Source organism: Streptomyces sp. NPDC053474 (assembly GCF_044544845.1).
Lineage (GTDB): Bacteria > Actinomycetota > Actinomycetes > Streptomycetales > Streptomycetaceae > Streptomyces.
Genome location: NZ_JBITXV010000008.1, coordinates 41,145 through 54,000, shown reverse-complemented (window position 1 = coordinate 54,000; position 12,856 = coordinate 41,145). Strand labels below are relative to the sequence as shown.

Here is a 12,856-nt window from a genome sequence, read left to right as displayed (position 1 = left end):
CCGCAAAATTCTCAATCATACCCGTGGCCGACACTTGGGGTGGCACAGATTGCTTGTTCGGCTGGGATGCCCTGGCGGAATCGGGGTGCGGCATGCCTCTGATCGTAGGCGTGGGGGAGACCCCACTCCCTCGCGATGAGAGGGAGCCCGCCGCCCCCGGCTGTGGCAAAGTCGCCGACCCGGTGGGTGCAGATCTTGTTCACCATGTGGTGTTCGGGCTGCTGGTGGGGAGATTGTGGAACGTTTTCGGGCCGGTCGCGTCGAGCCTCGTCCGTGTCACCAAACTTGGTGCGTCACCTGAGTCACCCTGAAAGCCGTGCCCTACGGGCAAGGAGGGACTGACGGAGGGCGCGCGACAGGAGGGTCCGGCAGTGCCCGGCCCCGCGTCGCGAGCGAGCCAGGACCCGCTAGGTTCACCCCGACGGTGTGACTTTTTGTGACTGATGAGAGGGTCGGGCGGGTGAGTGAGACGCCGATGAACACCCTGCAATACCGCTTTGACGGGCCAGAAGACGCCCCGGTCCTGGTCTTGGGTCCCTCACTGGGCACCACATGGCACATGTGGGACCGGCAGGTGCCCGAGCTGAGCAAGCACTGGCGGGTGCTCCGCTTCGACATGCCCGGACACGGCGGCGCCCCCGCCCACCCCGTGGCCTCCGTCGGTGAGCTCGCCGCCCGCGTGCTGGCCACGCTCGACGAGGTGGGCGTGCAGCGCTTCGGCTACGCGGGCTGTTCGCTCGGCGGCGCCATCGGCGCGGAACTGGCCCTCAGGAACCCGCAGCGGGTCGCCTCGCTCGCGCTGATCGCCACCTCGCCGCGGTTCGGCACCGCCGACGAGTGGCGCCAGCGCGGCGTGATCGTCCGCACCAACGGCCTCGACCCGGTCGCCAGGACCTCGCCCGAGCGCTGGTTCACGGCAGGCTTCGCCGCCGCCCAGCCCGCCATCACCGACTGGGCCGTGCAGATGGTGCGCACCACCGACCCCGGCTGCTACATCGCCGCCTGCGAGGCGCTCGCCGCCTTCGACGTCCGCGGCGAGCTCGGCAGCATAGGAGTGCCCACGCTGGTCCTCGTCGGCTCCGAGGACCAGGTGACCGGCCAGGGCGAGGCCCGGACGCTCGTCGCGGGCATCCCCGACGCCCGCCTCGCCGTGGTGCCCGGCGCATCCCACCTCGCGCCCGTCGAGCAGCCCGCCGCGGTCACCGACCTGCTCGTCCGCCACTTCGGCAGCGCCTGGCAGGCCGCGCCGGACATCGGCGCGACCGGGCAGCACGCGATCGCGGCGGCGCCCGTCAAGCCCGTGCTCGCCCCGCCGCCCGCCGCGCCCCCGGCCGAGATCGCGCCCGTGGAGCGGCCCGAGGAGCGCGCCGAGCGCCCCGACGCGTACGCCACGGGCATGAAGGTGCGCCGCGAGGTCCTCGGGGACGCGCACGTCGACCAGGCCCTGGCCGCGGCCGACGACTTCGCCGAGGACTTCCAGGAGCTCCTCACGCGCTACGCCTGGGGCGAGGTCTGGAGCCGCCCCGGCCTGGACCGCCGCACCCGCAGCTGCGTCACGCTCACGGCCCTCGTCGCGGGCGGCCACCTGGAGGAGCTGGCCTTCCACGTCCGCGCCGCGCTGCGCAACGGCCTGACCCCGCCCGACATCAAGGAGGTGCTGCTCCAGGCCGCCGTGTACTGCGGCGTGCCCGCGGCCAACAGCGCCTTCCGGGTCGCGCAGGCGGTCATCCGTGAGGAAACGACGCCCCAGGAGTAGCGCGGGACCCCGCGGCGAGCAGGATGGGGACCACGGAACGGAGAAGGGGAGTCCATGACGAAGGCCACCGGTAGCACCGGCATGAAGCTCACCAAGCAGTCCCACGCGTGCGTGCGCCTCGAAAAGGAGGGCCGGACGCTCGTTGTCGACCCTGGAGGCTTCAGCGAGGCCGACGCGGCCGTCGGCGCCGACGCGATCCTCGTCACCCACGAGCACCCCGACCACTTCGACGAGGCCCGCCTGCGCGCCGCCATGGAGGCGAACCCGGCCGCCGGGATCTGGACCCTGGCGGCCGTCGCCGACCGGATCGCGGCGGCCTTCCCCGGCCGTGTGCACCGGGTCGGCCACGGCGACACGTTCACGGCCGCCGGGTTCGACGTCCAGGTCCACGGCGAGCTGCACGCCGTGATCCACCCCGACATCCCGCGCGTCACCAACGTCGGCTACCTGGTGGACGGCGCCGTGTTCCACCCTGGTGACGCGCTCACCGTCCCCGAGCACCCCGTGGACACCCTCCTGGTCCCGGTGATGGCTCCCTGGAACAAGATCTCCGAGGTCATCGAGTACGTCCGCGAGGTCAAGCCGCGGCGCGCGTACGACGTCCACGACGCGCTGCTCACGGATCTGGCGCTGCCCATCTACGAGGGGCACATCGGCAGGCTCGGCGGCACCGAGCACACGCGGCTCGCGCCGGGCCAGTCCGCGCGGGTGTGACCGCCGCCGGGCGGCCCGCTGTCACACCCGGCAGGTAGGTTGTCCGTCATGCGCATCGCCACCTGGAACGTGAACTCGATCACCGCCCGCCTGCCCCGTCTCCTGGCCTGGCTGGAGAAGAGCGGCACGGACGTCCTGTGCGTCCAGGAGACCAAGTGCACCGCGGAGCAGTTCCCCACCGAGGCCCTGCGCGAGCTGGGCTACGAGTCGGCGGTCAACGCCACCGGCCGGTGGAACGGCGTCGCGCTGCTCTCCCGCGTCGGCCTGGAGGACGTCACCACCGGCCTGCCCGGCGGCCCCGACTACGACGGCGCGCAGGAGCCCCGGTCCATCGCGGCCACCTGCGGCCCCCTGCGCGCCTGGTCGGTCTACGTGCCGAACGGCCGCGAGGTCGACCACGCCCACTACGCCTACAAGCTCCAGTGGTTCGAGGCCCTCAAGGCCGCCGTCACCGCCGACGCCGCGGGCCCGCGCCCCTTCGCCGTCCTCGGCGACTACAACGTCGCGCCGACGGACGACGACGTCTGGGACGTGGCCAGGTTCGAGGGCCTCACGCACGTCACCCCCGCCGAGCGCGCGGCCCTCGCCGCCCTCCGCGAGACCGGCCTGACGGACGTCGTCCCGCGCCCCCTCAAGTACGACCACCCCTTCACGTACTGGGACTACCGCGAGCTGGGCTTCCCCAAGAACAAGGGCATGCGCATCGACCTGGTGTACGGCAACGCGCCGTTCGCCAAGGCCGTGAGCGACGCCTATGTGGACCGCGAGGAGCGCAAGGGCAAGGGCGCCTCGGACCACGCCCCGGTGGTCGTGGACCTCGACCTCTAGCCCCGGAGCACCTCCAGGGGCACCGCCCCGGCAAGGGCGGCCAGGCCCGCGTCGCCGGGATGCAGATGGTCGCCGCTGTCGTAGCGCGGCAGCAGGCGCGCGGGCAGCTGAGGGTCGCGAAGCACCGCGTCGAAGTCGAGCACGGCGTCGAAGCCCGCCCCGCCCCGCCGCAGCGCCGCGTTCACCGCACTCCGCTCCGCGTCGACGGCCGCCGTGCACCGGGCCTCCCCGGCGCACGGCACCAGCGTCGCCGCGACGACCCGCAGGCCCCGCGCGCGGGCGCGTGCGGCGATCTCCCGCAGCCCGTCCAGGACCTCCGCCGCGGGCGTCCCGGCCCGCAGGTCGTTGATGCCCTGGAAGACGACCACGGTGCGCGCGGACGTCTGCGCGAGCACGTCACGGTCAAGGCGGTGCAGCGCGCTGACGCCCCCGGTATCGGTGGACACGCCGTCCCCGGGGTAGCGGTCGCCGACGACGCGGTTGGCGGAGACGCCCTGGTTGAGGACGCCGTGGCGCGGCACCCCCGGCTCCTCCAGGAGCCGCCGCGCGAGCACGTCGGGCCACCGCCGGTTCGTGTCGGGCGTGGAGCCGACCCCGTCCGTGATGGAGTCGCCGAGCAGCACCACGGAGCCCGCCCCGCCCGCCACGTCGACCCCGGTCAGCAGCGGCCACACCCGCACCGTTGAGGTGTACGCGGCCCCCGACCCGTCCGCGGCGTGATCGCCGGGCTCGCTCACGTACGAGGTCTGCAGGGCCTGGCTGTGCAGGGGCGCCGCAGCCACCGTCCCCGGCAGGTGGAAGCTGACCAGCAGATCCGCGCCCGCGGGCACCGCGAACCGCAGCGGGTCGCTGAACACCCGCGCCCCCGCGGGGATCTCGGCCCCCCTCGCCCCGCCGAACGTCAGCGCCACGGGCGCGCCCCGCGCCCGCGCCCCCGCGTCCCGCACGGCGACGCTGGCGCTCCCGACGCGCACGGGCGCCCCCGCGAAGGTGTTGTCGAGCCGGATCCGCACCCGGGGCCCGCCCGCACTGGTGTGCACCACGAGCCGCACGGTCCGGTCCGCCCACGGCCCCACGGGCGCGTACCCGGCGGTGGACGCCGACCAGGTTCCCGTCCACCCGGTGGCAAGGGGCCGTACCGAGAGGGCGAAGACGTGCAGATCGGCCGCCCCGGGGGCGCGGGGCAGGCGCACCGACGCCACCTCGCGCCCGCGCGCGAGCGGCACGGTGACGACGTACAGCCGTGCCTTCTCGGCGCGTTGCCCGTCCGGCGTGTTGACGTGCGGCAGGGCGACGGCCTTGGTGGCGAGCGGACCGGTGCGCCAGTCGGGGGCGGTCAGCCGGTACGTGGAGCGCGACCCGTCGCGGTAGCGCACGGTCCCGGTGCCGCGCGCGGCGCCGCCCGTCCCGGCCACCAGGAGGGCGAGGGCGTCGCCGCGCCCGCGCAGCCGCACCCACTGCCCGTCCGCCCGTACGTTGTCCGGCTCGCCCGCCCGGGTGTCCGGCAGGGCGAGGCGCGCGCCCTCAACTCCCAGGGTGCGCCCGGGAGTCCACCCGGCCGCCGCCAGGTCCGGCGCGGACAGCGAGGCGCCCGAGCCGTCGAAGTCCGCGTCACCGGGCCGCGCGTCGTCGCTGATGGCGCGGTTGTCGAAGAGCCGCTCCAGGGGGAGCGGCCCGGATCCGGGCGGCGCGGCCCCCGCGGCGCCCACGGGGGCCAGACCCCCCAACAGCGCGAGTACGACGGCGGTGCCCCAGGCGCGTCGGCGCACGACGGCCCCTTCCCCGAGCCTCGGTGTTCCCGGTGTGACGGTGGACGCGCCCTGGAGCGTGTGACGGTGGACGCGCCCTGAAGCTAAGGAGCCGTCAGGCGCCAGTCAAGACGGCGGCCGTGTCCGTCACCCCGACCACCGGTCCCCGAACCCCTTTGCCAGGATGGGCCCATGCATCTCTACGATGAGCGTCTGACTGTCCCGGTCGCGTGGTGGTTCCTCGTCGTGCTCGGCGGCGGGCTCTTCGCCGGGCTGCTGCTGCCGCTCGGCCCCGTGGCCGCCGCGGCGGGTCTCCTCCTCGTCGTCGCCGTCTTCGGCCCGCTCGTGCACCGGTACGGCTCGGCGCGCATCGTCGTGACGCCGGGCACGCTCGTCGCGGGCGGCCGGGCGATCCCCATCGACGAGCTCGGCCCGACCGAGATCCTGGACGCGGGGGAGGCCTTCGAGTGGCGCACCCGCAAGGCGAACGCGTACGCGCACCTGCTGCTGCGCAGCTATGTGCCGACCGCCCTGCGCGTGGAGCTGCGGGGCCCGCACCACACCGCGCCCTATCTGTACCTCTCCACGCGCCGTCCGATGAACCTGGCCACGATCCTCGCCTTCACCCGCCGCTGAGCCCGCGTCGGCGGCGCCGCGCTCGGCTCCGCCGCGGGTGCGACACGTACGCCCGGTGCACCAAGGGGAGTGATTCGCCTGATTCCGTGATCAACTGCCGCAAGATACATTCCTTGGAATGCGGAGCCGCCGTCCGAACGCTCGGGCGCCCCACGGAGAGGCCGGTCATGAACATTCCGTTCCTGGACAAGTGGCGCAAGCGGCACGCGGGCGACCCCGGTCCGCGGCTCGCCGCCGCCTTCGAGGCCGATCCGGACGGGGTGGCCGAGCTGCTCTCGGAGTGCGAGCTGCTGCGCTCCCAGGCGGCGCGCGCCGGGCTCGAACTGGACGACACGCCCGCGTCGTTGGCGGCGCTCGACCAGCTCACGCCGCGCTGGCGGGAGGACCCGGAGACCCTGCCCTGGTTCGGCAACGACGCGGGCCTCTACCTCGGCACGGTCATCGTCCGCACCGTCCCCGGCGCCGTGTGGCACGTCCTGCCCGGCGGCACGCCCGTCGTCCGGCTCGCCTCGGGCCGGGAGCTCCAGGTGGTCGCCGCGGGCCTCGACTGGGCCGTCCAGGGCACCCCCGAGCTGTCCCAGATGTACGCCGAGACCTCCGAGACGTAGCCCCGGCGTGACCGGCTCATGACCCGCGCATGGCCGGAACACGGCCGGTCCATGGCCGGACGGCGAACCCCCGGTCTCAAATACGGTTAATGCTCGTAAGTGCGTGTCGTCCCATAAGTCCTGTTTTGCCGTGGATAGTTTGCGCGGACCGACACAGCTGAGAGTGAGCAGGTCCGGGCATGGCCGTCGATCCGTTGATCGAGCTGCGTGATGTGAACAAGTACTACGGCGAGTTGCATGTCCTGCAGGACATCGACCTCACCGTCGGCAAGGGGGAGGTGGTCGTGGTCATCGGCCCGTCAGGGTCGGGCAAGTCGACGCTCTGCCGGACGATCAACCGTCTTGAGACCATCCAGTCGGGCACCATCCGCCTCGACGGACAGCCGCTGCCCGAGGAGGGCAAGGCCCTGGCCCGGCTCCGCGCCGAAGTCGGCATGGTCTTCCAGTCGTTCAACCTCTTCGCGCACAAGACCGTGCAGCAGAACGTCTCCCTGGCCCAGATCAAGGTCAGGGGCCGCAAGAAGGACGAGGCGGACCGGCGCTCCCGCGAGCTCCTGGAGCGGGTGGGGCTCGCCGCGCACGCGCAGAAGTACCCCGCGCAGCTCTCCGGCGGCCAGCAGCAGCGCGTGGCCATCGCCCGCGCGCTCGCCATGGACCCCAAGGTCATGCTCTTCGACGAGCCGACGTCGGCCCTCGACCCCGAGATGATCAACGAGGTCCTCGACGTCATGCAGTCGCTCGCACGCGAGGGCATGACGATGGTCGTCGTCACCCACGAGATGGGCTTCGCCCGCTCGGCCGCCAACCGCGTGGTCTTCATGGCCGACGGCCGGATCGTCGAGGACCGGGCGCCCGAGGACTTCTTCACCCACCCGGAGAGCGACCGAGCGAAGGACTTCCTCTCCAAGATCCTCAAGCACTGACGGGGGGATGAGTCCCATGCGCATGACACGTCTGCTCGGGCTGCTCGCGGCCCTGTCGCTCACCGCGCTCGCCACGGCCGCCTGCGGGAAGGAGGGCAGCCCGCCGACCAAGGGCCCCGCCGCCGGGAAGCTGCCCGTCTACCGGGTCGCCGAGGGCTTCGAGCTGCCCGGGTCCGGCACCTGGCGCAAGGCCAAGAACCGCGGCCGCTTCGTCGTCGGAGCCAAGGAGGACCAGCCCTACCTCGGCGAGAAGGACCCCGCGACCGGCCGCTACTCGGGCTTCGACATCGAGATCGCCAAGATGGTCTCGGCCTCCCTCGGCCTTGACCCCCAGCGCATCTCCTTCAAGACCATCGCCTCCGCGAACCGCGAGACCGCCCTGCAGAACGGGCAGATCGACTACTACGTCGGCACCTACACCATCAACGACAACCGCAAGAAGCTCGTCGGTTTCGGCGGCCCCTACTACATGGCGGGCCAGGGGCTGCTCGTGCGCCACGACGAGGAAGACATCAAGGGCCCGAACGACCTCGACGGCAAGCGCGTGTGCTCGGCCGCGGGCTCCACCCCGTACCAGCGCATCCAGAAGGACTACCCGAAGGCCACGCTCGTCGCGTACGACACGTACTCGGTGTGCGTCGACAACCTGCTGACCTACCAGGTCGACGCGGTCACCACCGACGACGCGATCCTGATCGGCTACGCGGCGAAGGTCCCCGACGAGCTGAAGGTGGTCGGCAAGCCCTTCTCCGAGGAGCCCTACGGCATCGGCGTCCCCCGGGGCGACAACACGCTGCGGTTCGCCATCGACGACGCCCTCGCCGCCCGCGAACGCGACGGCGACTGGAAGAAGGCGTACGACGCGACCCTCGGCCTGTCCGGGGTGCCCGCGCCGAAGCCGCCCGCCATCGACCGCTACCCGGCGAGCTGAGGAGGCGTCGTGGACGTACTGACGGACAACTTCTCCACCTACGGCGAGGGCTTCCTCGGCACGGTCGAACTCACCGTGTACGCCTCCGTCCTCGCGCTCGTCCTTGGCTTCGTCATGGCCTCCTTCCGGGTGGCGCCCGTCGGCTCCTTCCGGGTGTTCGGCGCGGTGTGGGTGGCCGTCCTGCGCAACACCCCGCTGACGCTGCTCTTCTTCGCCGTCCTGCTCGGCCTGCCGCGCTTCGGACTCGTGCTGCCCTTCAAGGTGTTCGCCGTCCTCGCGCTCGGCTGCTACACCTCCGCGTTCATCTGCGAGGCGCTGCGCTCCGGCATCAACACCGTGCCCCGGGGGCAGGGCGAGGCGGCCCGCAGCCTCGGCATGACGTTCGGTCAGACCCTGTCCGTGGTGGTGCTCCCGCAGGCCTTCCGCTCGGTGATCCCGCCCGTGGGCTCCACGCTCATCGCGCTCGCCAAGAACTCGGCGATCGCGGGCGCCTTCAGCGTCACCGAACTGCTCGGCACCTACAAGACGCTCAGCGAGCTCGGCTACAACATCGTCTGGACCTTCCTCTGGATCGCCCTTGGCTATCTGATCATCACCCTCGCCATCAGCGCCGTCTTCCACATCCTCGAAAAGCGCTGGGGAGTCGCCCGATGACCACCACCGCCGCCGAAGCCACCGCCCTCTACGACATCCCGGGGCCGAAGACCCGCAGGAGACACCTGCTGTACGGCGTCCTCTCGACCGCCGTCATCATCGGGCTCGTCGCCTGGGTCCTGTACCTGCTGTTCGACACCGACCAGTTCACGCGCACCAAGTGGACGCCGTTCGAGTACAAGGGCATCCAGGAGCTGCTCCTGCGCGGGCTCGGCAACACGCTCAAGGCCTTCGCCGTCGCCGCCGTGCTCTCCCTTGCGCTCGGCGCGCTGCTGGCCACCGGGCGCCTCTCCGAGCACCGCGTGGTGCGCTGGCTGGCCACGCTGGTCGTGGAGTTCTTCCGGGCCATGCCCGTACTCGTGATGATCTTCTTCGTCTTCGTGGCGCTGAAGGTCCAGCCGCTTCCGGCGCTCGTCGCCGGGCTGACGCTCTACAACGGCTCCGTGCTCGCCGAGGTGTTCCGCTCCGGCGTCAACTCCGTCGAGCGCGGACAGAGGGAGGCCGCCTACGCGCTGGGGATGAGAAAGACTCAGGTCATGTCGTACGTCCTGGTGCCACAGGCCGTGCGGGCCATGCTGCCCGCCATCATCAGCCAGTTGGTCGTGGCCCTGAAGGACACCTCGCTCGGTTATCTGATCACCTATGAGGAGTTCCTGCACGCCGGGAAACTGATCGCGTCGAACCTCGACTACGATTTGCCTTTCATCCCCGTGGTCATGGTGATCTCACCGATCTACATCGGGATGTGCATGCTGCTGTCGTGGTTCGCCTACTGGGTGTCCAAGCGCCAGCGGCGCAGTCCCAAGACAGAGGCCGTGGACGTCGCCCCGGCTGAACCAGGGACGCTGCTGCCGGGAGGGGGTCCCCCCAGGGCCCCCGCCCCCTAGGGGGGAGCAGTAGCTGGAGGGCCAGGCCCGCCCGGCAGCAGCCGGTGATCACTGCTCGCGCAGGGGGATTGACACGTACGACGGGTCGGTCCCGGGCGAGGAGAAGGTCAGCTGCGCGCCGGACGGGTTGTGCTCGATATAGAGCGGGTCGACCGTGTCGACCACCAGGGCGAGCCTGTGTCCTGCCGGGACGTCGTAGGCCGTGGAGAACAGCTCCAGGTCGACGCCGAACGGCTTGCCGGGGGTCTTGCCGTGGAAGGTGTACGGCGCGTTGCTGACCAGCTTGCCGAGGCCGAGCGGGCCCACGTCGTAGAGGTACGCGACGAGGGTTCCGCTCTCCTTGGTGCTGGTGAGCGTGGTGTGCAGCTTCGCGGTGCCGCGCACGCGCTGGGGCCGCTCGGCCCGCTGCCCCTGCCAGACGGCCGCGTACCGGCGCGGCAGCAGCGGCATCGACGCCACCGGCGGCAGCTTCAGGAACTGGTCGAGGGCGTTGGAGAGCATCACGATGCCTCCGTTGGCGCCGGAGTCGACGTTCGTGTGGATCGTGGTGGTGCCCGCGAGGTCCAGCTTGTGCCGGTTGGCGCCGACCGACTTCCAGTCGGGGTAGCCCTCGTAGCCGCCGGTGGAGCGGGACTTCAGCTGGACGGGCTGCTCCTGGTCGATGCCGTTGTGCTCGCCCTTCAGATAGCGGTCGAACCAGCGCCGGGTGTTCGTCCAGGTGTCGTTGGGCAGGCCGAACAGGCCGGTCGCCTCGGCCGTCGCGTGGTCGCCGGGGCGGAACTCCAGGCGCTTGGGGCCCTTGAGCTTCTCGTAGAACGCGGCGTACGCGTTGGGCGGGAAGATGGTGTCCCCCCAGGCGTTGCCGAGCATGACGGCGGCGCCATTGCTGTTGATCCGGTCAAGATAGGTCGCGGGGGAGCGCTTGGCGCCCCACGCGATCATCTCGTCCTCCTGGTCGAGGTCGGAGGCCAGGAAGTCCTTCAGGATCCGCTGGAGCTCGGCGCTGGGACGGCCGGTGAGATAGCCCGCGCCGCCGAGCAGGGCACTCGCCTGGACGTGCTGGGTGCGGCCGCTGTAGATGGACTCGACGAGGTCGCTCCAGCCGCTGAGGGCCGCGACCGCCTTGACCCGCTTGTCGTGCCCGGCGGCCAGCAGGCTGATGCCCGCCCCGTAGCTGACGCCCGCCATGCCGACCTTGTCCGGGTCGGCGGGGGTGTTCCGCAGCGTCCAGTCGATGACCCGGGAGGCGTCCGCGACGTCCTCGGGGCCGCCGACCTCGATCTCGCCGCCGGACTGCCAGAAGCCGCGCGAGTTGTAGCTCACCACCGCATAGCCCGCGTCGGCGAGCTTCTTGGCCTGCGCGATGTACTCGATCTGCGGCATGGCCCAGCTCGTGGGCAGCACGACGACGGGGTACGAGCGGTCCGCCGCGGCGCCCTCGGGCGTGACGACGTTGGCCTTGAGGACCGTGCCGCCGTCACCGGGGATGTCGACGAAGCGGACGCCGGGCGCGGCGGCCTGGGACGGGGGTGCCGCCTGCGCGGCGGGGGCGAGTCCGAAGGCGGTACCGGCGACCAGGACGGTGGAGACGGCCCCCGCGGTCAACGACCGCAGGGACTGGTGGGGGTCTCGCACAGGTCACTCCTCACTCGTTGAAAGTGCAAAGTGACCGCACGGTAACCACGGTTCCTTACCGAGGGTAACCCGTCGGTAAGTTACGCCCCGGTAACGATTGTTGACGTGATCGTCACCTCAAGAGGCCTGCTTCAGCGCACTTTTGGCCTGCCAGTCCGTCCACGACAGGTTCCACTCGCCGAAGCCGTTGCCCGGGTCCGGCGTGCCCTTGGAGCCGTTGCCCGAGACCTCGAACGGGTCGCCGATCTGGACCTGGCCGTACAGCCACGCGGCGTCGCCCGTGCTCATGCCGACGCAGCCGGAGCTGTGGTTGGTGTTGCCGAAGTACGCCGCGTTCCAGGGGGCCGCGTGGGCGTACATGCCCGACCAGGTCAGGCGCATCGAGTAGTCGACCATCTTGTCGTAGGCGTTGCCCAGGCCGACGGTCTCGGAGCGCATGTTGATCGTGCCCTCCTTGGCCATCAGGACCGACGTGCCGCCCCAGGAGGCCTTCTCGCCGCCGGGCGTGCCCGCGGACATCGGTACGGTCTTGACGGTCTTGCCGTCGCGCGTCAACGTAGCGGTCTTGTTGTCAAGATTGACCTTGACGACCTGGTTCTTGCCGACGGTCATCGCGGTGTCGTAGTCGCGCACGAACCAGCCGCCGTCGGCGCCGGAGTCGACCCCGTTCAGCTGGGCGTCGAGGGCGACCTTGGTGCCGGACTTCCAGTAGTCCTTGGGCCGCCAGTCGACGCGGTCCCTGCCGTCGTAGTTCTTGATCCAGCCCCAGGAGCCGACGGTGTCGTCGGACGTCTTCACCTTGAGGTGCTTCTCGACCTCCGCCTTGTTCTTGACGGGGTGGTCGAAGACGATCGACAGGGGCTGGGCCACGCCGACGGTCTTGATGTTCCGGCCCGGCGTGATGGTGACCTTGTTGACCTTCTCGGGCGCGGCCGTGGTGAACGCCTTGCCTGCCTTGCCGCCCTCCTGCGTGGTGGCGCGCACGGTGTAGCTGGTGCCGGGCGCGGCCACGCGCGCCGAGGTCCAGCCGCGGCCGTCGGCGGAGACCTTGCCGGGCAGCTCGGTGCCCTCGGCGTCGGCGACCTTCACGTCCTTCAGCTTGGCGTCCCCCGAGGCCAGCTTCACGGTGACCGGGACGCCCGCCTTGGCCTGCTTGCCGGTGAGGTTCACCGAGAGCTTCGGCTTCTCGGCCTTCGCGTCGTCACCGGAGCCGCCGCCGGAGCAGGCGGTCAGGGCGGCCGCCAGGGCCGCGGCGCCCGCCACGGCCGCGTACCGGGGGCGTATGGAGCGGCGGCTGGAGCTCAGGGACCTGCGGGACCTCAAGGAAACGTACCTCCGTGCGGATGTTCATGCCTGCCCGGAGTGAGAGGGCGGAGGGTTCCCCGAGGTTGCCTGGTGTCCGGAAAATCCGGACTGCGTCATGGAAGCGTTATACGGTCCTTGCGTTCCGTGAAGGTTTGCTCACTCGGCGCGAGCTTGCGCCCCGAAGGGGCGCGGGGCTGTGTCGATATGCGGCTCCGCCGCGCGGGCGCGACC

12 protein-coding genes are annotated in these 12,856 nt (G+C 71.3%); 9 read left to right on the top strand and 3 right to left on the bottom strand.

Annotation, left to right across the window (positions count from 1 at the left end; genetic code table 11):
• Positions 1 to 460 precede the first annotated feature (460 nt).
• The 3 genes from pcaC (at position 461) to ACIG3E_RS20120 (ending at position 3,298) form a co-directional block, all read left to right on the top strand.
• Positions 461 to 1,756 carry a 4-carboxymuconolactone decarboxylase gene (pcaC, locus tag ACIG3E_RS20130; protein ID WP_399617990.1) on the top strand — a complete coding sequence of 432 codons (1,296 nt, stop codon included), beginning with the start codon at positions 461 to 463 and terminating at the stop codon, positions 1,754 to 1,756.
• Between the two features lie 81 nt (positions 1,757 to 1,837).
• On the top strand, positions 1,838 to 2,470 hold the full coding sequence (locus ACIG3E_RS20125) for an MBL fold metallo-hydrolase (RefSeq protein ID WP_399618823.1): 633 nt from the start codon (positions 1,838 to 1,840) through the stop codon (positions 2,468 to 2,470).
• A gap of 48 nt (positions 2,471 to 2,518) precedes the next feature.
• Complete coding sequence (locus tag ACIG3E_RS20120) at positions 2,519 to 3,298, top strand: exodeoxyribonuclease III (protein ID WP_138962536.1); 780 nt, start codon at positions 2,519 to 2,521, stop codon at positions 3,296 to 3,298.
• Here ACIG3E_RS20120 and ACIG3E_RS20115 read toward each other — a convergent pair.
• Entirely contained in the window at positions 3,295 to 5,067 is a 1,773-nt protein-coding gene (locus tag ACIG3E_RS20115; RefSeq protein ID WP_399617986.1) for a GDSL-type esterase/lipase family protein, read from the bottom strand. The two genes, ACIG3E_RS20120 and ACIG3E_RS20115, sit on opposite strands and share 4 nt — an antisense overlap.
• 171 nt (positions 5,068 to 5,238) lie before the next feature.
• Here ACIG3E_RS20115 and ACIG3E_RS20110 point away from each other — a divergent pair, with 171 nt between their 5' ends.
• From ACIG3E_RS20110 to ACIG3E_RS20085, 6 genes are all read left to right on the top strand, one after another.
• Positions 5,239 to 5,682 carry a DUF3093 domain-containing protein gene (locus tag ACIG3E_RS20110; protein WP_399617983.1) on the top strand — a complete coding sequence of 148 codons (444 nt, stop codon included), beginning with the start codon at positions 5,239 to 5,241 and terminating at the stop codon, positions 5,680 to 5,682.
• Between the two features lie 167 nt (positions 5,683 to 5,849).
• Complete coding sequence (locus ACIG3E_RS20105; RefSeq protein WP_399617980.1) at positions 5,850 to 6,290, top strand: DUF6278 family protein; 441 nt, start codon at positions 5,850 to 5,852, stop codon at positions 6,288 to 6,290.
• A gap of 179 nt (positions 6,291 to 6,469) precedes the next feature.
• Positions 6,470 to 7,213 carry an amino acid ABC transporter ATP-binding protein gene (locus ACIG3E_RS20100; protein WP_399617977.1) on the top strand — a complete coding sequence of 248 codons (744 nt, stop codon included), beginning with the start codon at positions 6,470 to 6,472 and terminating at the stop codon, positions 7,211 to 7,213.
• Positions 7,214 to 7,229: 16 nt separating this feature from the next.
• Positions 7,230 to 8,144, top strand: coding sequence for a glutamate ABC transporter substrate-binding protein (locus tag ACIG3E_RS20095; RefSeq protein ID WP_399617974.1), 915 nt, complete (start codon positions 7,230 to 7,232; stop codon positions 8,142 to 8,144).
• A gap of 9 nt (positions 8,145 to 8,153) precedes the next feature.
• Positions 8,154 to 8,798, top strand: coding sequence for an amino acid ABC transporter permease (locus ACIG3E_RS20090; RefSeq protein ID WP_138962542.1), 645 nt, complete (start codon positions 8,154 to 8,156; stop codon positions 8,796 to 8,798).
• Positions 8,795 to 9,685 (top strand): amino acid ABC transporter permease, encoded by an 891-nt coding sequence (locus ACIG3E_RS20085; protein ID WP_399617971.1) that lies wholly within the window; start codon positions 8,795 to 8,797, stop codon positions 9,683 to 9,685. The genes ACIG3E_RS20090 and ACIG3E_RS20085 overlap by 4 nt, the downstream gene beginning before the upstream one ends.
• Positions 9,686 to 9,733: 48 nt before the next feature.
• Here ACIG3E_RS20085 and ACIG3E_RS20080 read toward each other — a convergent pair whose 3' ends face one another.
• Positions 9,734 to 11,320, bottom strand: coding sequence for an alpha/beta fold hydrolase (locus tag ACIG3E_RS20080; RefSeq protein WP_399617968.1), 1,587 nt, complete (start codon positions 11,318 to 11,320; stop codon positions 9,734 to 9,736).
• 117 nt (positions 11,321 to 11,437) lie between these two features.
• Complete coding sequence (locus tag ACIG3E_RS20075) at positions 11,438 to 12,643, bottom strand: Ig-like domain-containing protein (RefSeq protein ID WP_399617965.1); 1,206 nt, start codon at positions 12,641 to 12,643, stop codon at positions 11,438 to 11,440.
• Between the last annotated feature and the right edge of the window lie 213 nt (positions 12,644 to 12,856).